Below are 19,094 nucleotides of genomic sequence, written 5' to 3'. Positions count from 1 at the left end.
AGTATCGTTTTTAAGAACTGATTTTTAAAAGGTGCTATAATCTTAAATAGGAACTAGTAATAAAGGAGGGGAGTAAATTGAATCAAAAAACTATTTGTCCACGCTTTGAAAAAGCACTGATGCTATTGAATCATCGTTGGAATACTTTGCTTATTTATCAATTACTGGATGGCCCACAACGCTATTCAGCGATTAAAAATCAGTTGAATATTAGTAGTCGGGTGTTAACAGAGCGACTAAAAGAGTTAGAGCGTGAGGAAATCGTTTTACGCACCGTAATTCCTTCTACACCAGTCGTTATTGAATATGAGCTAACTGAAAAAGGCTATGCCATCACACCTGTGCTCAAAGCAATTGAACAATGGTCTTCGGAATGGGTAACGATTACTGAGGAATAATTAAGAATGATATTCAAGCGAGGGGGCTTGGATATCTTTTTTAGTTTTTAAGAAAATAGGTGACATACATTAACCAATTAATGGTCATTTTGCAGTTATGTTTTAGTAGAAATACTGTTATATTGTAAATAATATTATTTTTAATTTAACAAATGGTATTTTTTAATACAGGGAGGAATTAATTTAATATTATAAGAAAGAAAGGGAGGGATTGAATGAATCAAAGGCATGTAGGGGAACGACAGCATCGCAGTCAGCTAGCACTCTATTTATCATTGCCAATACTATCGTGGGCATTTTACGATTTTGCTAATACAATATTTTCTTCGAATATTAATACCGTGTTTTTCCCATTTTATATGGACGAAGTATTAGGGACAAATGAAGTTATGCAACAAGTAGCGAGTACATTTATTTCGTATGCGAATGCTTTAGCAAGCTTTTTCCTAGTCGTTTTTTCGCCGCTGTTCGGTGTATGGATTGATCAAACAGGTTATAAAAAACGATTTATAGTGTGGTTTGCCTCGATTTCAATTTTATTTACTTTTATGATGGGCGTTTTTGCAAATCTAGAAACGACAACAACTTATTCCGGGGTACCACTGAGTTTATTTTTAGTCGTCGCAAGTTTTGTTATTGCGAAGTTTTTCTTTAATTCAAGTCTCGTATTCTATGATTCAATGATGGGGGATCTTGGCACCAAAGAAGAAATGCCCTTTATCTCAGGTTATGGTGTTGCTATTGGCTACTTAGGTACTATTTTTGGGTTGCTCGTTTATTTATATGTAGGGAATAGTGATTTCCACCGAGCATTTATACCAACAGCGATTTTATATTTATTATTTTCATTGCCCTTATTTTTCATAAATAAAGATACGCCGATACCAAAAGAACAGCGTAAGACGACAACGTTTTTTGATGGCTATAAGGAGATTATGCGTACTTTTAAGGATATGAAGCAATATAAAGCGATTTTTACGTTTATGATTGCATACTTCTTCTTAAATGATGCTATTGCTACGACAATTGCCATGATGGCAGTTTATGCAACAACGATTGTTGGCTTTTCATCTGGTCAATTTATCATTCTCTATTTAGTGTCTACCGTATCGACTATTATCGGCTCACTTGCCTTTGGCTATATTACAAAAGCAATTGGCGCCAAACGAGCAATTACGATTGTTGCGTTATTAATGATTGTCGCACTTACCTTCGCTGTTTTTGCAACAGAGCAGTGGATGTTTTGGATTGCCGGCAGTATGTTTGGTATTTCGTTAGGTTCGATGTGGGTTACATCAAGAACCTTTATTATTGAGTTATCTCCAGATGATAAACGAGGTCAGTTTTTTGGTCTATTTGCCTTCTCTGGAAAAGTTTCATCTATTATCGGACCAGCTGTTTATGGAACGGTTACATTATGGATGAAAGATTATGGTACATTAGCAAGCCGAGTAGCATTATCAACATTAATATTAATGACAGTAATTGGATTATTCGTGCATCTAAAAGTTCATGATAATAATGGAAATAGCAAGTAGGAGATTTGTAGCGCCTATGATACAATTGAATTATAATTTAATGTTGAAATAGAAAGGAGCGGGGTTGCTTTGGAACATAAAGGCATATTATTAGAGAGTGGCACAAATGAGCTAGAAATCGTTGAATTTGAAGTAGCTAACAATAAATTCGGTATAAATGTTATTAAAGTAAAAGAAATTATCCAACCAATACCAGTAACGTTTATTCCACACGCGCACCCGCATGTAGAGGGAATTATTCAATTAAGAGGTGAGGTATTACCAGTAGTCGATATGCTACGAGTACTAGGTATACAAAGTGCAGAACGTAATCCACAGCAAAAATACATTGTTGCTGAGTTTAATAAACAACGAGTTGTTTTCCATGTAGATAATGTGACACAAATTCACCGTATTTCATGGAATCAAATCGAAAAACCTTCGGATATGTATCAGGGGGGCACTTCACAAGTAATCGGCGTTATTAAGCAAAATGAACAAATGATTCTATTACTAGATTTTGAGAAAATTATGGTTGACATTAACCCTGATTCGGGTATAAGTGTAGAGTCAGTTAAAAAACTTGGTAAACGTGAACGTTCTGAAAAACGTATTTTGATTGCTGAGGATTCACCTTTATTACGTAAATTATTATTTGATACAATGAAGGAAGCCGGTTATGAGAATGTAGAGTTTTTTGAAAATGGCCGAGATGCGTATGAATACTTAGAATCATTAGCAAATAGTGGAAGTAACGTAACAGAACATATTCAATTAGTCGTTACTGATATTGAGATGCCACAAATGGATGGTCACCATTTGACTCGTAAAATAAAAGAACATACTGATTTACAAAAGCTACCGGTCATTATTTTCTCTAGTTTAATTACAGATGATCTTCGTCATAAGGGCGATCAAGTTGGAGCAGAGGACCAAATTAGTAAACCCGAAATTGCAGAGCTTATTTTACGCGTCGATCAACTTATTTTATAAAGTTAAAAAAGGAACTTACAATTTTAATAATTGGTATCCTGAAATATTAATAAAAAATGAAAGTCGGATACCTTTTTGGTACCGACTTTTTTGTATAAATGACGGTGCCATTAACACAAAATAATGAGTACTACCGATTGTCCTGAAAAGGAAGTGATGATATGAAAGATTTGAAAACGGCTATTATTGATATTGGATCGAATACAATTCGTTTAGTTCTGTATCAGTATGATAATGAAGAGGGACTTCGAGAACTAGGCAATATTAAAACGGTTGCGCGTTTACGTACATATTTGCAACCCTCAGGTGAAATGTCACAAGAAGGTATTCGAATACTAACGGAAACATTATGTACTTTTAAAGCAATGCTAGATGATTTTGAAATTGTGGATGTCAAAGCTGCTGCAACCGCTGCCATTCGCCAAGCAACGAATAGGGAACAAATTATTGCGTTAATGAAGGAAAGAACGGATATACAAATAGAGCTTTTATCTGAAGAGGAAGAAGCGTATTTCGGTTACGTTGCCGTAGCGCATTCGATGGGTACACCTTCTGCTGTAACAATTGATATTGGTGGAGGCAGTACCGAAATAACGCTATTTAAAAATAAAGAACTGCTTGAATCTTTTAGCTTCCCTTTTGGAACGGTGTCATTAAAGCAACGTTTTGTTAAGGGTGACATCATGAATAGTAGCGAAAAGAAAGAGCTGATTACCTATGTCAAAGAGCAATTCCAATCACTTCCTTGGATGCAAAAAGTAGGTTTACCGATTATTGCTATAGGGGGCAGTGCAAGAAATATAGCCCAAGTTCATCAACAGCGACATCAATATCCGATTGCCAGTGTACACGGCTATGAAATAGCTAAAGCGGATTTAGATGAACTCAGTATGTTTTTGGGCAATTTAAGCTTTCAACAATTAAAACATTTAGACGGGCTTTCGACGGACCGTGCAGATATTATTGTCCCTGCTTTAGAGGTGTTCCGTGTATTGATGGACATTGTGGGTAGTGAAGTATTCCAGCTTACGAAAAAAGGTTTACGGGAAGGACTCATTATTCATCGTATTTTACAAGAAAATCCACAGGCTTTTGATAAATATAATGTGTTTGAGGGAAACGCTAGAAGACTAGCTAGGCAATATGGACGTGCAGAATTAGAAGTAAATTATTTAAAGCATTTAGCCGACCAATTATACAGAGAGTGTTGCCATTTAAAATATTTTCAATTTGATGAAACTGATTTGCAATTGTTAAGTAAGGCTGCAAAGATTTTTAATATTGGAGAGTATATAGAGTTAAGCTCCGCTAGCCAACATACTTTTTATTTAATTGCCAATCAATCCATTGATGGTTTAAATCATAAAGAGCGGCTGAAATTAGCACTTTTAGCTTCTTATAAAAATAAAGATTATTTTCAACGCTTCGCAGCTCCTTTTGCAGAATGGTTGAGCCGTGACGAGTATCGTAAAATGCGAGATTTTGGCGCGCTGTTAAAATTCGTCTATGCACTAAATGTATCCAAGAGAACAATAGTACATGCGATTGAAATGCAACCTTATGACAGTTTTGTCCAGATGAATGTATATGTTAAAAAAAATGCCGCTGCTGAAAAATATCAAGCCAATCGACATAAGAAACATCTAGAACGCGCTCTAAAGATACCAATTACAGTAAACTTTATCGAAGAAGGGTGGAACCAAGATGACAACGGAAGTAACAAACAATCGATTACATGAAGAAGAATTTTCAGAAGCGCATAGCCGATTACTCGAAGAAATAGCAAAACCGCAATATTATAATAATCGTGAATTAAGCTGGTTAGCTTTTAATGAGCGTGTTTTAGAAGAAGCGGAGGATGTGAATAATCCTCTGCTAGAACGTTTGAAGTTTTTAGCAATATTTAGCTCCAATTTAGATGAATTTTTTATGGTGCGTGTAGCAGGACTGCAAGACCAAGTACGTGCTGGTTTTCATAAAGCTGAAAATAAATCAGGTTTAACACCTAAAGAGCAATTAGCAAAAATTGCTGAGCGTACGCAAGCTTTAGTGCGCCGACAAACGGAAGTATATCGACATTTAATTTATGACTTATTACCACAGCATAATGTACATATTGCGGACATGAAAGATTTAAATAGTACGCAAAAAGCGTATATTAATGAAATGTTTGCTGAAACCATTTTTCCTGTGTTAACACCAGTAGCAGTAGATGCCTATCGTCCGTTTCCAACATTGCTCGGCAAGACTTTAAATTTACTTGTCCTTTTAGAACAAGATGAACCCGATTTCGAAAGCCGTGAAAAGGTGGCCATTGTGCAAGTGCCTTCTGTTTTGGATCGCTATATTAAAGTGCCCAGTGCTGAGGGCGAAACTGTCATTGTATTACTTGAAGATGTCATAGTTGCTCATATTGAAAGGCTTTTTTATGGCTACAGTGTGAAATCTACACAGGCATTCCGTTTAACACGAAACGCTGATTTAACAATACATGAAGAAGGTGCTCGCGATTTACTGGTAGAAATCGAAAAAGAACTGAAGAAACGTAAATGGGGTGTCGGTAGCCGTCTAGAAGTTCGTGTCGGGGAAATGAATGATGAAGTTCTTGCCTATTTATTAGAAGAATTTGAAATCGAGGAGACGGATGTTTTTCATATTGACGGGCCACTCGATTTAACATTTATGTTCTCGTTTGTAAAAGGTATCTCTGTAGGACGGGAACATTTAGAATATGAGAGCTTTATTCCACAACCACCATTAGATCTACAATCTGATGAAAATATTTTTGAAAAAGCATTACAGCAGGATATTTTCTTCCACCATCCATATGAATCATTTGCACCGATTGTGGATTTTATCTCGGAGGCTGCAGTCAATCCAAATGTCTTAGCGATCAAGCAAACATTATATCGAGTTAGTGGTAATTCGCCGATTATCCAAGCGTTAAAGCTCGCAGCTGAAAATGGCAAGCAAGTGACGGTTTTAGTGGAATTAAAAGCACGGTTTGATGAAGAAAATAATGTCCATTGGGCAAAGCAGCTTGAACAAGCGGGATGTCTCGTTATTTATGGCATGAATAATTTAAAAACCCACTCTAAAATTACGCTCGTTGTCAGTCGCCGTAATGGCAAAATTGAACGTTTTGTCCATTTAGGAACAGGAAATTATAATGATGCAACTGCCAAAATTTATACGGATATGGGCATCATCACAACTGACAAGGAATTCGGCATTGATGCTACAAACTTCTTCAATTATTTAAGTGGTTATACGGAAAAGCCTACATTCAATCATTTAGTTGTTGCCCCATTCGATATTCGCGATGAATTTATCCGTTTAATGGATGAGGAAATTAGTTGTCATAAAAAATACGGAAATGGCTTTATTCGAGCAAAGATGAACTCATTAACAGACAAGGACTTAATGATGAAGCTATACGAAGCTTCCATTGCTGGCGTAAAAGTAGAGCTTATTATTCGCGGAATTTGCTGTATACGACCAGGTATCCCAGGTATAAGTGACAATATAACTGTCACGAGTATTGTTGGTCGATTCCTTGAACATTCTCGTATTTACTGGTTCCACCATAATGGTGCAAATAGAGTTTACTTATCTTCGGCAGATATGATGACAAGAAATATGATAAAACGAGTTGAAATTCTATTCCCTGTCTATTCAATTGAAGCAAAAGCTCGTATTATGGATATAATGAATAAACAACTTGAGGATACAGCAAAAGCTCGAATTCAAGATTGTAATGGGAAATATCATTATAAAGAGTTCGATCGCAGCGAAGACCCTATTAATAGTCAGGAAATTTTCTTAAAAGAAGCTCTAAAACCGACGCTAGATGAAGAATAAAGTATGAGCGTATTAGACGACTAGAGTAAACACGCTACCTAGAGAGGGATATAATGAAAAAATATAGAGAGAATGTAGCGCAATTCGCAAACTATCGACAGATGGCACTGCTTAATCCATTTGATGCTGTTGTATGCTTAAAAAAAGCGGATGATGGGGAATTTGAAATCGTTCATTATAACGACAAACTCGCATTATCTATAGCGGTGCAGGATGTGAAAGCCGCTAATGCAAAGCAATTTTTTAACAAGCAATGTTGGCAGCAATTATTAAAAATCGTACAGCTAGAATTTAACATTGCACGGAAAATTGAGCTTTATTCAGAGACGGAACAAATGCAGCAATCATTTACTGTAAGTGTACAGCAACTAGAAGCCTCACTTATAGCTGTAATATTGCGTGAGGAGCAGTATGATACAAAGCCTTATTTGCAATTTGTTGAGCAACATGTATGTCCTGTGTTAACGACTGATTTACAAGGTCGTATTATTCATCAAAACGTTGCGGCCACGTCTTTATTGTCGAGAGAACATCACAGCCTAATAGGACTAGATATTTTTTCATTATTAGAGTGCAACTATGTAAACGAAGTCCAATTATTATTTGCTAAGACAATCGAGGGTGCTACTTTTGATATGCCGAAATGTTTATTTAAAGGCAACTTATTAAGTAGTGAACCATTTTATTTGCGTATCCATCCAACCTATTTTAATGGGGAGATCATTGCAGTACATTTCTTTGTAAGAGACGCTGAATTTTTAAAGAGTGACTATGATGCCTTTTACTATTTAGCCTTAAAGGATGAATTAACCGGTATTTGGAATCGTAGAGCGTTTAAAGAACATTGGCACCAACATTTAAATGATAAGCAAAGTGATAATCAGGCAACCATTATTTTAGTAGATATTGATCGCTTTAAAAAATTTAATGAAGCACTTGGTGAGAGCAAGGGTGATGAACTTATGCGAATGTTTAGTCAAAGACTTCGTGCACTTTGTTACGCAAAATGCTCACTCTATCGTTATAATAGCGACGAATTTATTTTTATTTTAAAAGATGCATCGGTAGACAAAATAGAGCAATTAGCTAGTTCAGTTTTAGAATCGTTGAAACAGCCCTTTATGATCGATGACCAAGAATATTTTATCAGCGTTTCGATTGGTATTTCCTTAAGTCCAGCAGATGGCAAGGATCTCGAAACACTTGTCAGAAAGGCTGACCAAGCTTTATTTTCAGCTAAGGAGCACGGTCGTTCACATTACCGCTATTACCGTGATGATATGACGAATGTCTTTCCAAATGAGGCACTGATGGAAGCCCATTTACGTCGTGCTATTGAGTTTAATGAGTTGAGTATTCATCTACAGCCTCAGATGAATTTAAATGATAATAGTATAAATAGCTTTGAGGCTTTATTGCGCTGGAATAATCGAAAATTTGGCTTTGTCTCACCTGCACAGTTTATTCCGATTGCCGAAGCGACAGGTTTAATTGTTGAAATAGGTGATTGGATTATTAGTGAGGTTTGTCGCTATCAAAAGGAATGGAGCTTAAAGGGATATCGACCGGTGCGCATTGCCATCAATATTTCTCCAAAACAATTTAGGAAAGAAAACTTTGCTCGTAAGATTAAAGCAACATTGAAGAAATATGATGTAGCACCACAATTAATTGAGGTGGAGATTACTGAAAGTTCCATGACGAATGTCCATGAAACATTTTCAATATTAACGGAATTAAAGCAGCTAGGGGTTTATGTGTCTGTTGATGACTTTGGCACTGGCTATTCATCACTGAGTTATTTAAAGCGCTATCCTATCGATATTATTAAAATTGATCAATCGTTTATTGCTGATATTGCAAAAGATGATAAAAATGAGGCCATTATTAAAGCAATTATTTCCATGTCCCATAACTTAGGGCTTGAAGTCATTGCTGAAGGCATAGAGGAGCCATCACAAGTGGCATTCCTAAAACGTCATCGTTGTCAAAAAGGGCAAGGCTATTTATATAATAAGCCCTTACCTGTGGAATCCATTGTGGCACAATATTTTGTAGGGTAGCTTTTAGCATAATACTGCGGTTGATTTCCGCTACGGACGGGCGCTTTCCGCGGGCACATCGTAAGCCGCAACCCTCGCTAACGCGCGGTTTGTTGCGTCTTACATTTTGTGCTGTTCCCGCAGAGTCGCCCATCCTCCGCTCCAATCAACTTGGTAGCGTGTAAGTAAATATTGAAGGCATCGAGTTCCTACTCGATACCTCTATTAATAAAGTTAAATACTGCGGTTGATTTCCGCTACGGACGTGCGCTTTCCGCGGGCACATCGTAAGCCGCAACCCTCGCTAACGCGCGGTTTGTTGCGTCTTACATTTTGTGCTGTTCCCGCAGGAGTCGCCCGTCCTCCGCTCCAATCAACTTAATAAAAGACAATAAGCAATAACTTCATTATTTCTTTTGTCAAAACTCTAAGCCCCTCGAGAATCTCGAGGGGCTATTTTTAAAATATATTCTATTTTGAAGGTTGTGCCTTCATGCCGTTTAGCACAACTGCTGTGAAGTGTGCCATTTCCGTAACTAAATCAAATTCTTCGTTATGGATTAACCAATCATATACATTAGCGCGCATACATCGTTGAATAATGTGTTGCATTTGAATTGCTTGTAATTCGTTAACAAACTCTCCTTGTTGAATACCCTCATGAATATATGAATTAATAATTTGAAAAATTTTCCGCTCCGGGCTAATTAAATAATGGTTCTGTTCAACTTGATTTGTCATCGCGGCTGTATAGACCGTTCGCAACAAATCCTTCCCGACAACAGTTGTTAAATAGATCATTTGTTCTTTATAAAGCAGTAAGATTTTTTCACTTGCTGGTAAAGTTTGATCGATTTTTTTCTCCACTGTACTATAAAAACTATCCAGCTCCTCAAATTTTTCCAAAATAACATCATATTTGGATGGGAAATGAGTATAAAATGTACCTTTGGACACTTTACATGCTTTTGTAATTTGTTCAACTGATACATGCTCAAAACCATAATTATTAAATAATTCTAATGATGTTTTAAGTAGCTTTTCCCGAGTTTCCAATGCCTTTTTTTGGCGAGTAGTTAACGAATTCATGCCGTTCTGCCTCCGTATAAAAAATATCCTATAATAATAAATATCAAATATATTCAGAAAATATAAAATTTTTAATTGACGAGCTCTCGTAACTTTGTTTATGATTTAAGTGACCGAAGTCAGTGACTGCGGTCATCAAGAGTATCTCGTTATTAATGTTACGACAAAAACATAAAGTTTGCTAGTGTATCAGCGCTATTTTACGCAATTCACAGGAAATGGGGGAGCTCAAATGAAAGAAAAATTAGGTTTTATCGGTTTAGGTAATATGGGTTTACCAATGTCGATAAACTTACTTCGTGCAGGCTATGAAGTGTATGGCTTTGATACGAATACGCAAGCAATGGAGCAGTTTATTGCACAAGGAGGTATAGCGCTAACAACAGCTAAAGCAGTTGCACAGTGCAGTGAAGTTATAATGACAAGCTTACCGACGCCACAAGTAGTTGAACAAGTCTACTCATCACCAGAAGGCATTTTACAAAATGCTAAACAAGGAAGTTTACTAATAGATTTTAGTACAGTGAATCCCGAATTAAATGATACGTTCTTTCAAAAAGCGAAATCATTAGGATTGCGTTATCTTGGAGCCCCGGTAAGTGGTGGTGTTATTGGTGCAGTAAATGCCACGCTTACAATTATGATAGGTGGGGAAGAAAGGGATTTTCAAAGTGGAGCTTCCATTTTCAAAATAATCGGTAAAAATATTTATCACCTTGGTGCATCGCCAAGTGTTGGTACACGTATTAAATTGCTTAATAATTTAATGATTGGTTTCTACACACAAGCTGTCGCTGAAACAATTGTACTTGGAGAAAAAATGGGAATTGCAGCAGATACACTTTACGAAGTATTAAGTAATAGCTATGGTCAAAGTCGTATTTATGAACGCAATTATTTAGAATACATGAAAAATGAAAACTATGAGCCTGGCTTTTCTACGAATCTACTCCTAAAAGATTTACGCTTAGCTCAAAATATGGCGGCTGAAGCAGGTGTGCCTCTTCGTATAGGTGAACAGCTAGTGAATCTTTACAACGAAATATCAGTAGAAGGCTATGGTGAACATGATATGTCTGCTGCTTATTTAAGTTTAAAAGAAAAATGTACGGTGAAACAATTTTAAAGGAGGAAAAAAAATATGACAACAGCACAAGAAGTGAAAACTTTAACGCATTTTATCGGTGGGGAAATGACTAAAGGAAGAAGTGGTCGTTACGGTTCAGTTTATAATCCAACAACGGGTGATGTCATTGCCAAAGTTCCACTGGCAACAGTAGAGGAGACTCGCGAGGCTATTGCTAAAGCGAAAAAAGCATTCCCTAATTGGCGCGATACATCCGTTTCAAAACGTGCGGAAGTTGTATTAAAATTCCGCAATTTAGTTACAGACAATATGGAAGAGTTGTTACAAATTATTTGTACAGAAAGCGGTAAAACGATTGAAGATGCGCGAGGTGAAATTACACGAGGGCTAGAGTCTGTTGATTTAGCCATTGGTGCGCCACATTTAGTAAAAGGTGAGTACTCTGTCAACGTTGGAGGTCAAATTAATGCCTATTCTGCAAAGTATCCGCTAGGTGTTGTAGCGGCAATTTCACCATTTAACTTCCCAATCATGGTGCCGTTAGCCCAAACAAGTATGGCAATCGCAGTCGGCAACGCAGTTGTGTTAAAAGCATCGGAGCGAGTACCGATGACCGCGTTATTTGTCAGTGAGCTATGGAAGAAGGCGGGATTGCCTGATGGTATTTGGACAGTAGTAAATGGAGATAAAGATGCCGTGAATGAACTTTTAGAAAACCCAACTGTGCAAGCGGTTTCATTTGTAGGATCAACGCCAGTTGCTAAGTACATCTATGAAACAGGTTCAAAATATGGTAAACGTGTCACAGCACTAGGCGGAGGTAAAAATAATATGGTTGTCATGCCAGATGCAGACCTTGAGCAAGTAGCAAATGCATTTATCGGTGCAGCATACGGTGCAGCATCACAGCGTTGTATGGCTATTTCAACAATCATGCCTGTCGGTAAAGAAACAGCAGATCGTCTCGTTGCCATTCTAAAAGAAAAAATTACCGCCTTAAAAGTAGGTGCTTATACAGACCAAGATACAGACTTTGGTCCAGTTATTTCACAGCAATCAAAAGAAGCTATACTTGCTGCTATCGATAAAGGCGAAGCAGAGGGGGCAACCGTTGTATGCGATGGTCGTGAGCTTGCGATTGTCAACGACTCAAAAGGATTCTTTGTTGGTCCTACGTTATTAGACCATGTCAAACCAGGTATGGAAATTTATGAACAAGAAATATTTGGCCCTGCTCGTAATGTTGTACGTGTAGATTCATTAGAAGAGGCGATTGACCTGATTAACGAGCATGAGCTTGGCAATGGTGTCACGATCTTTACAAACGATGGGCTTGTCGCACGTAAATTTACAACAGAGATTGATGTAGGGATGGTTGGTGTGAATGTACCAATCCCAATTCCAGTTGGCTACCATAATTTTGCTGGATTTAAAGGCTCACGTTTCGGTGAGGGCCATATGTTTGGGCCGGATCAGGCACGCTTCTTTACAAAGACTAAAACTATATCCGAACGCTGGATGACAAATAATGCTTCATCCGCATCTACATTTGCATTTCCAAGTAATAACGATTAATGGCGTAGTTAGAATTGAATAAAGCAAACAGAAGGTGACGATTTCAGCGGGCTTTAGCGAATACCATTGTATGTAAGCCCGCCTAAACTTCTGTCTAATCAGGCATATCCTGAAAGGTCAAGCCTAGCACTTTCTATAAAAAGATAGGTGGGTGTGAAATGATAGCGTATATTGGACTTTTTGGCAGTTTAGCATTATTGGTTTATTTAACAATGAGAGGGGTCAATTTACTGATTTCAGCACCATTAACTGCTTTAATAGCAGCTCTAACGAATGGTCTTGCTTTCTTTCCACAAACGGCAAATGACAATCAAGCCAATTTCTTAACGAGTTATATGGATGGTTTTACGGGCTTCGTTGGTTCTTGGTACTTAATGTTTATGGCAGGTGCGATTTTCGGGAAAGTAATGGAGGATACAGGCGCAGCTGACAGTGTTTCCAAATGGATTGTTGAAAAAATTGGCGTAAAGTATGCCACATTTGCAGTCGTTTTAGCTGCAGCGGTATTAACGTACGGTGGTGTCTCGGTATTTATTGTGGCGTTTTCTGTATATCCGATGGCCATTAGTTTATTTAAGCAGGCGAATTTCCCACGCCGTTTTATTCCAGCAGCACTTGGTTTAGGTTCTGTGACTTTTACAATGACTTCGGCAGGCTCACCAGAAATTCAAAACTGGATTCCGATTCCTTATTTAGGGACGACACCGTATGCAGGTTGGCAAGTAAGTATTGTCGTTGCCTTATTTATGGCAATTGGTGGTGCACTATGGCTCAATTGGATGATTAAGCGTGCAGTGAACAAGGGAGAGGTTTTTATTGAACGCCCAACAGATCCGGTAGTAGACAACACGCGTAAGCTACCTAGCCCCATTTTAAGCTTAGTGCCATTACTAGTCGTTTTACTAATTTCCTTTATATATCATGACTCGCTTGGTACATCTGCTTTAATAGTTGCCTTAACGAGCGGTTGTATTACAGCTTATTTAGTCAGCTACAAATATTCAAAATCGGTTAGTGCAACACTAGCTGCTGGCGCTATGGGCGCTGTTGTAGCTATTGCCAATACGGCAGCAGTAGTAGGATTTGGGGGCGTTGTAAAAGCTACACCGTCATTCGTAGCGACTGTAGATTTGATGACTAATATTCCTGGAAATCCTTTAATAGGTGGTGCTGTTGCGATCGCAATTATTGCAGGTTTAACAGGTTCAGCATCTGGAGGACAAACAATAGCAATGCCATTATTAGCTCCTCACTATATTGATATGGGTGTTAATACGGAAGCATTGCACAGAACGATTGCGATTGCATCTGGCTCGCTTGATTCATTACCACATGGTGGTTATGTGGTAACAACAATTAATTCTGTATGTAATGAAAAACATAAGGATGCCTATTTACCTTTTGGTGCCTTAACAGTCATTGTACCAATTATTGGTACTGTTATTGCGATACTATTATTCTCATTAGGAATGTAGGAGGGACAACATAAATGGATGGCAAAACAGTATTTATTACTGGCGCTGCGCAAGGAATTGGACTATCCCTTGCTCAAGCATTCGCTGAGCAAGGGGCAAATGTTGTGATTTCGGATATGAATGAACAACGTTTGGCTGATGCAATAGCACAACATCCACAATTAACAGCTTATACATGTGATGTGACAAAGGAGCAAGCCATTCGTGAGGCAATTGCATTTACAATTGAAAAATTTAACACAATTGATATTTTAATTAACAATGCAGGGTTCCAATATGTTTCTTATATAGAGGATTTTCCAACTGAAGTGTTTGAACAAATGCAAAAAGTAATGTTGGTCGCACCATTTATTACACTGAAATATGCATTACCACATATGAAAAAAAATAATTACGGACGCATTCTTAATATGGCTTCAATCAACGGTGTTATTGGTTTTGCCGGCAAAGCTGGCTACAATGCAGCCAAGCATGGGCTAATCGGCTTAACTAAAGTAGCGGCTCTTGAAGTAGCCAATGAAGGCATTACAGTTAATGCCATTTGTCCCGGATATGTGGATACGGAATTAGTGCGCAATCAGTTTGCAGATTTAGCTAAGTCGCGAGGTATCAAGGTAGAAGAAGTACTGGAGCAAGTGTTATATCCACTAGTCCCCCAAAAACGCTTGCTAGACGTTTCGGAGATTACAGGACTGGCGCTTTATTTAGCAAGTGATGCGGCCAAAGGTTTAACCGGTCAGGCAATTGTGTTAGATGGTGGTTATACAGCTCAATAATGAGGAGAGATGCGTTATGATTCAAACAAAAACAACCTTCACTGTAAATTCTCCAGCGACGATTGTTTATGGCAGAGCTGCATTCGAAGAGGTTGGTGTTTATGCCAACAAACTAGGGACAAAGGCTTTGATTGTCAGTGATCCCATAATGGAAGGCTTAGGGTTCGTTCAACAGTGTATGACACTTTTAAAAGCTAATGGTTTACAAGCGGTGACATATGTCGGTGTAACAACAGAGCCAGTGGATACGTATGTAGCACAAGGTCTAGAAATATTGCAAGCTGCACAATGTGATGTCATTATTTCCGTTGGTGGCGGAAGTTGTATTGATACAGCAAAAGCGATTGCTGTCGTCGCTACAAACGGAGGTTATATTGGTGATTATATGAAGATGGCAAAAGTAGCAGAGCACCCACCCATCCCTCATATTGCGGTTCCAACGACAGCAGGTACAGGTTCTGAAGCGACTGACGCTACTGTTATTACAAATACAACGAACGATGTAAAAATGATGATTAAGCAACCAGCTTTTATGCCACCAATTGCCATTGTTGATCCGATGCTAACGCTAACTTCACCACCAGCCATAACAGCGGCAACAGGTATTGATGCTTTAAGCCATGCCATTGAAAGCTATTTATCACGTTTAGCACATCCCTATTCGAATGTACTGGCATTGTCTGCGATGGAATTAATTATTAATAATATATTGAAAGTTTACGAACAAGGGAATGATGTTGATGCACGCGAGGCAATGTCTCTAGGTTCAATGCAGGCAGGACTAGCGTTTTCTAATGCATCTGTTGCGCTAGTGCATGGGATGTCACGACCTATCGGTGCACTTTTTCACGTCCCACATGGTATTTCCAATGCGATGCTGCTTCCAGCAGTATTAGAATTTTCGAAGGATGCATGCGTGGAGCGCTTAGCGGATATTGGGAAATATTTTAACAAGGACGGGAAATATGGTACACAAGAAGAACTAGCCACTTTAGCTATCGACTCCATCAAGGCACTATGTAAAAAGATGCGTATCGGCAATTTACAGCAATGGGGCATTGAAAAGGAAGCATTTTATGCGGCCATTCCTAAAATGGCAACCGATGCAATCGCCAGTGGTAGCCCAGCAAATAATCCTAAAGTGCCAACACAGGATGAGTTAATGGAGCTGTACAAGATTGCTTATCATTATGCGTTTTAAGATAAGATTCGAAGAAATCAACGTTAGTCGTAAACAATGTAAAAATGGCGCCAAGCATAGATAGTGCTTGGCGCCATTTTATGATTGTTAAGAAGTTTTTTAGATAGTAAACGCATTTCTATAAAATAAGAGTTTTGTAGAATTAATATGACATTTCCCAGAAAATGTAGTAAAATAAAATGAATCGTTATTCATTTTTTTGAAACTAAGGGGGAATGGTTATGTTACAGGGGAAGACAATTATCATTACTGGTGGTTCAAGTGGTATGGGGCTTTATATGGCAAAACAATTTGTTGCAGAAGGGGCAAATGTTGTGATTGCCGGTCGTAACGAAGAGCGATTAGCACAGGCAAAAAAGTTTATAGCACAAGCAGGAAACACAATCGAAACATTTCAAATGGATGTTCGTATACCTGAACAAGCTGAAGCGATGGTGGCGTTTACTGTTGAAAAATTTGGACAAGTCGATGGATTAGTCAATAATGCAGCTGGTAACTTTATGGTACGCGCAGAAGATTTAACACCAAATGGCTGGAAAGCAGTAGTGGATATTGTGTTAAACGGCACGTTCTATTGCTCTTCAGTTGTAGGGAAATATTGGATTAAACATAATATAAACGGATCAATTATTAATATGGTAGCGACGTATGCTTGGAATGCAGGTGCTGGTGTAATCCATTCATCAGCGGCAAAAGCAGGTGTATTGTCAATGACAAGAACATTAGCGGTGGAATGGGGAAAACGGTATGGCATTCGTGTAAATGCTATTGCACCGGGGCCAATTGAACGTACAGGGGGAGCAGCTAAATTATGGGAATCAGAGGAAGCTACCGCTATTACTATTAATTCTGTGCCGCTAGGACGCATAGGTACTCCGGAGGAAGTTGCCGATTTAGCAACATTTATGATGTCGGATAAAGCGAGATATATGAATGGTGAATGTGTCACATTAGATGGCGGACAGTGGCTAAATCAATCCCCTTTTTAAATTTTTTAGAAATGTAAATTGTGTGAAGGCTTTTCAAATGGTCTCCAAAAATCATTTGCATAATGAATAGGCGTGTTGATACATACTAAGGGCAAAGAAAGGAGTTTTGCCTATGGGTATGTGGTTGATACCAGCGCTAATTGCAATAACAATCATTGCGGTTATTTCCTTTGTTTCAACTATGCGAATTGCCAAAATGACGTCAGAACGGGAATCGGAAAAAGATACGCCGGTTTCAGAGACTGTCGAAGAATTTGCAACGATGCTGAATCCAATTGTATGGGTATACATTGTCTTTTTGCTGTTTTTAGGGATTATGATTTTTTATTATTGGAGTAAAATAGGGTATTAATGAACAGTAGATAAAGTATCACATGTGCATCAGTCAATGTGATACTTTATTTTGCGGCAAACCCGATGTCGTTAAATTATTTTTCCTCAAAATTGAGATTTTATAAGAACATATTAAAAAAACTCATTGGCATTGCTTAAATAATCGAACAATGTAGTGTTAGTCTACGTAGGATACTTGGAGGCAATAAGCAATATGCATGGTTGATAAAAAACTCTTCTTGACCTTGTCATGGTCATATTCGGAAACATTGTGATATGATAAAAGAGAAGGATCCTGTTCTGCAAGTAAGGACAGAAAAGGAGAAGAAGTTCATGATTTCAACTAACAGCAAAGACTTATTAGCAATGCCAATTAGTGATTTTATTATTTCATCCGAAAAGGTTGCGCATGTACAAAGTGGTAATAGTGCCGAGCATGCACTCCTTGTACTAACACGTACAGGGTACTCTTCAATACCTGTATTAGATTTAAAATATCGACTTCAAGGTTTATTGAGTATGAAAATGATTACTGAATCCATTTTAGGTCTCGAACATATTGAATATGAAAAATTACCAGATATTAAAGTTGATACTATAATGGAAAAAAACATAGCCGTTTTAAAAATGACGGATACATTCCAACGCGCTTTAGATTTGGTTATTAACCATGCATTTTTATGTGTTGTAGATGAAGATGGTACATTTGCAGGAATTTTAACAAGACGTGTTATTTTAAAACAGTTGAAAAAATATATCTATCAAAAAGAACAGTAGTGTAGGAGGGGACTCAGATGAAAATCATGATGTCCCCCTTTACTTGTATTGGAGGTTTAGGTGATTGATGGCAACAGAAGCGGAAATCTTGAAAGTTTTAGCTGAGGAACGCAATATGCGTAAAGCAGCAGAGCGGTTGTTTTTATCGCAGCCGGCACTTTCACAACGGTTGCAATCGATTGAAAAAGATTGGGGAGCACAGCTTTTTATACGTTCCCAAAAGGGACTTACAGCAACACCTGCGGGGGAGCATGTCATCGCTTATGCGACAGACATGCTAGCGAAAAAAGAAGAAATTTTTGAAATGATACAGTCCTTAACGACGAAAGTGAATGGTACGTTGAAAATTGCTTGCGCCTCTATTGTCGGACAAAACTGGCTTCCCCAAATATTAAAAGATTTTGTAACCAAATATCCGGAAGCTAAAATCTCACTTATGACAGGATGGAGCTCTGAAATTGTTAAAGCTTTATACGAGGGAGAGGCTCATGTCGGCATTGTGCGTGGTCAGGTCGATTGGAAAGGGCAAAAGATTCATCTTTTCCGCGATACACTCTACCTAGTAGATCAGGAGTTAAAAACGATTGAAGATGTGTTAACGACGGACCGCCCATTTATTCAATTCAAAAGTGATTCTAATTATTATCAGGAAATTCAGCAATGGTGGCAACAGCATTTTGCTTCAAATCCACGACGACAAATTTTAGTGGATCAAATTGAAATCTGTAAACAAATGGCGTTAAATGGCATAGGTTATGCTATTTTACCTTCCATTACTTTAAATGAGCATGATAATATTAATAAAATTGCCCTAACAAACGATGAGCAAGAATTTGGCTTAACGCGCGATACATGGTTAATTGGCTATGAGTCCTCTTTCGAATTGCGACAAGTGGAGGCATTTGTAGAAGTTGTGCAAGATCATGCCCGTTGCTTGTTTGACTATAAATAAATAGCACTATGCTAAGTGTTAGATTGACC

At 38.0% G+C, this 19,094-nt stretch carries 16 protein-coding genes; 15 read left to right on the top strand and 1 reads right to left on the bottom strand.

Annotated features, from left to right (window positions below; all coding sequences use genetic code 11):
* Positions 1-77 precede the first annotated feature (77 nt).
* The 6 genes from ACIQXI_RS12870 (at position 78) to ACIQXI_RS12845 (ending at position 8,832) form a co-directional block, all read left to right on the top strand.
* Positions 78-398, top strand: a complete 321-nt coding sequence (locus ACIQXI_RS12870) for a winged helix-turn-helix transcriptional regulator (protein ID WP_402925314.1) — start codon at positions 78-80, stop codon at positions 396-398.
* Between the two features lie 215 nt (positions 399-613).
* The gene (locus ACIQXI_RS12865) at positions 614-1,936 is read left to right on the top strand and encodes an MFS transporter (RefSeq protein WP_402925311.1); all 1,323 of its coding nucleotides are present in this window, start codon (positions 614-616) and stop codon (positions 1,934-1,936) included.
* Between the two features lie 69 nt (positions 1,937-2,005).
* Positions 2,006-2,908 carry a chemotaxis protein gene (locus ACIQXI_RS12860; protein ID WP_402925309.1) on the top strand — a complete coding sequence of 301 codons (903 nt, stop codon included), beginning with the start codon at positions 2,006-2,008 and terminating at the stop codon, positions 2,906-2,908.
* Positions 2,909-3,069: 161 nt separating this feature from the next.
* Positions 3,070-4,647, top strand: coding sequence for a Ppx/GppA phosphatase family protein (locus tag ACIQXI_RS12855; RefSeq protein WP_402925306.1), 1,578 nt, complete (start codon positions 3,070-3,072; stop codon positions 4,645-4,647).
* Entirely contained in the window at positions 4,613-6,769 is a 2,157-nt protein-coding gene (locus ACIQXI_RS12850; RefSeq protein ID WP_402925304.1) for an RNA degradosome polyphosphate kinase, read from the top strand. The genes ACIQXI_RS12855 and ACIQXI_RS12850 overlap by 35 nt, the downstream gene beginning before the upstream one ends.
* A 53-nt stretch (positions 6,770-6,822) precedes the next feature.
* Complete coding sequence (locus tag ACIQXI_RS12845; RefSeq protein WP_402925303.1) at positions 6,823-8,832, top strand: EAL domain-containing protein; 2,010 nt, start codon at positions 6,823-6,825, stop codon at positions 8,830-8,832.
* A 450-nt stretch (positions 8,833-9,282) separates the two neighbouring features.
* On the opposite strand, the gene ACIQXI_RS12840 is transcribed toward ACIQXI_RS12845, so the two are convergent.
* Positions 9,283-9,900, bottom strand: a complete 618-nt coding sequence (locus tag ACIQXI_RS12840) for a TetR/AcrR family transcriptional regulator (RefSeq protein ID WP_402925301.1) — start codon at positions 9,898-9,900, stop codon at positions 9,283-9,285.
* Between the two features lie 232 nt (positions 9,901-10,132).
* Here ACIQXI_RS12840 and ACIQXI_RS12835 point away from each other — a divergent pair, with 232 nt between their 5' ends.
* From ACIQXI_RS12835 to ACIQXI_RS12795, 9 genes are all read left to right on the top strand, one after another.
* Complete coding sequence (locus tag ACIQXI_RS12835; RefSeq protein WP_402925298.1) at positions 10,133-11,026, top strand: NAD(P)-dependent oxidoreductase; 894 nt, start codon at positions 10,133-10,135, stop codon at positions 11,024-11,026.
* A gap of 15 nt (positions 11,027-11,041) precedes the next feature.
* Positions 11,042-12,562 carry a CoA-acylating methylmalonate-semialdehyde dehydrogenase gene (locus tag ACIQXI_RS12830; RefSeq protein WP_402925296.1) on the top strand — a complete coding sequence of 507 codons (1,521 nt, stop codon included), beginning with the start codon at positions 11,042-11,044 and terminating at the stop codon, positions 12,560-12,562.
* 158 nt (positions 12,563-12,720) lie between these two features.
* A complete protein-coding gene (locus tag ACIQXI_RS12825) occupies positions 12,721-14,037 on the top strand; it encodes a GntP family permease (RefSeq protein WP_402925294.1) in 1,317 nt (438 codons plus the stop codon).
* A gap of 14 nt (positions 14,038-14,051) precedes the next feature.
* Positions 14,052-14,813 carry a 3-hydroxybutyrate dehydrogenase gene (locus ACIQXI_RS12820; RefSeq protein ID WP_402925291.1) on the top strand — a complete coding sequence of 254 codons (762 nt, stop codon included), beginning with the start codon at positions 14,052-14,054 and terminating at the stop codon, positions 14,811-14,813.
* A 16-nt stretch (positions 14,814-14,829) separates the two neighbouring features.
* Positions 14,830-16,014, top strand: a complete 1,185-nt coding sequence (locus ACIQXI_RS12815) for an iron-containing alcohol dehydrogenase (protein WP_402925288.1) — start codon at positions 14,830-14,832, stop codon at positions 16,012-16,014.
* Between the two features lie 221 nt (positions 16,015-16,235).
* A complete protein-coding gene (gene fadH / locus ACIQXI_RS12810) occupies positions 16,236-17,003 on the top strand; it encodes a 2,4-dienoyl-CoA reductase (protein WP_402925286.1) in 768 nt (255 codons plus the stop codon).
* Positions 17,004-17,115: 112 nt separating this feature from the next.
* Positions 17,116-17,355 (top strand): short-chain dehydrogenase, encoded by a 240-nt coding sequence (locus ACIQXI_RS12805; RefSeq protein ID WP_402925283.1) that lies wholly within the window; start codon positions 17,116-17,118, stop codon positions 17,353-17,355.
* Between the two features lie 314 nt (positions 17,356-17,669).
* Positions 17,670-18,113 carry a cyclic-di-AMP-binding protein CbpB gene (gene cbpB, locus ACIQXI_RS12800; protein ID WP_402925281.1) on the top strand — a complete coding sequence of 148 codons (444 nt, stop codon included), beginning with the start codon at positions 17,670-17,672 and terminating at the stop codon, positions 18,111-18,113.
* A gap of 67 nt (positions 18,114-18,180) precedes the next feature.
* The gene (locus tag ACIQXI_RS12795; protein WP_402925762.1) at positions 18,181-19,065 is read left to right on the top strand and encodes a transcriptional regulator CcpC; all 885 of its coding nucleotides are present in this window, start codon (positions 18,181-18,183) and stop codon (positions 19,063-19,065) included.
* Positions 19,066-19,094 lie beyond the last annotated feature (29 nt).

Origin of the sequence: Lysinibacillus sp. NPDC097195 (genome assembly GCF_044762075.1) — a bacterium.
Taxonomy (GTDB): Bacteria; Bacillota; Bacilli; order Bacillales_A; family Planococcaceae; genus Lysinibacillus.
This window is presented reverse-complemented; position numbering and strand designations above follow the sequence as displayed.

Excerpts from the sequence above, each read along its gene's own strand:
- ACIQXI_RS12865 (WP_402925311.1), top strand. The coding sequence starts at position 614 with ATGAATCAAAGGCATGTAGGGGAACGACAGCATCGCAGTCAGCTAGCA.
- ACIQXI_RS12855 (WP_402925306.1), top strand. The coding sequence starts at position 3,070 with ATGAAAGATTTGAAAACGGCTATTATTGATATTGGATCGAATACAATT.
- ACIQXI_RS12850 (WP_402925304.1), top strand. The coding sequence starts at position 4,613 with ATGACAACGGAAGTAACAAACAATCGATTACATGAAGAAGAATTTTCA.
- ACIQXI_RS12845 (WP_402925303.1), top strand. The coding sequence starts at position 6,823 with ATGAAAAAATATAGAGAGAATGTAGCGCAATTCGCAAACTATCGACAG.
- ACIQXI_RS12840 (WP_402925301.1), bottom strand. The coding sequence starts at position 9,900 with ATGAATTCGTTAACTACTCGCCAAAAAAAGGCATTGGAAACTCGGGAA.
- ACIQXI_RS12835 (WP_402925298.1), top strand. The coding sequence starts at position 10,133 with ATGAAAGAAAAATTAGGTTTTATCGGTTTAGGTAATATGGGTTTACCA.
- ACIQXI_RS12830 (WP_402925296.1), top strand. The coding sequence starts at position 11,042 with ATGACAACAGCACAAGAAGTGAAAACTTTAACGCATTTTATCGGTGGG.
- ACIQXI_RS12825 (WP_402925294.1), top strand. The coding sequence starts at position 12,721 with ATGATAGCGTATATTGGACTTTTTGGCAGTTTAGCATTATTGGTTTAT.
- ACIQXI_RS12820 (WP_402925291.1), top strand. The coding sequence starts at position 14,052 with ATGGATGGCAAAACAGTATTTATTACTGGCGCTGCGCAAGGAATTGGA.
- ACIQXI_RS12815 (WP_402925288.1), top strand. The coding sequence starts at position 14,830 with ATGATTCAAACAAAAACAACCTTCACTGTAAATTCTCCAGCGACGATT.
- fadH (WP_402925286.1), top strand. The coding sequence starts at position 16,236 with ATGTTACAGGGGAAGACAATTATCATTACTGGTGGTTCAAGTGGTATG.
- ACIQXI_RS12805 (WP_402925283.1), top strand. The coding sequence starts at position 17,116 with ATGGGTATGTGGTTGATACCAGCGCTAATTGCAATAACAATCATTGCG.
- cbpB (WP_402925281.1), top strand. The coding sequence starts at position 17,670 with ATGATTTCAACTAACAGCAAAGACTTATTAGCAATGCCAATTAGTGAT.
- ACIQXI_RS12795 (WP_402925762.1), top strand. The coding sequence starts at position 18,181 with ATGGCAACAGAAGCGGAAATCTTGAAAGTTTTAGCTGAGGAACGCAAT.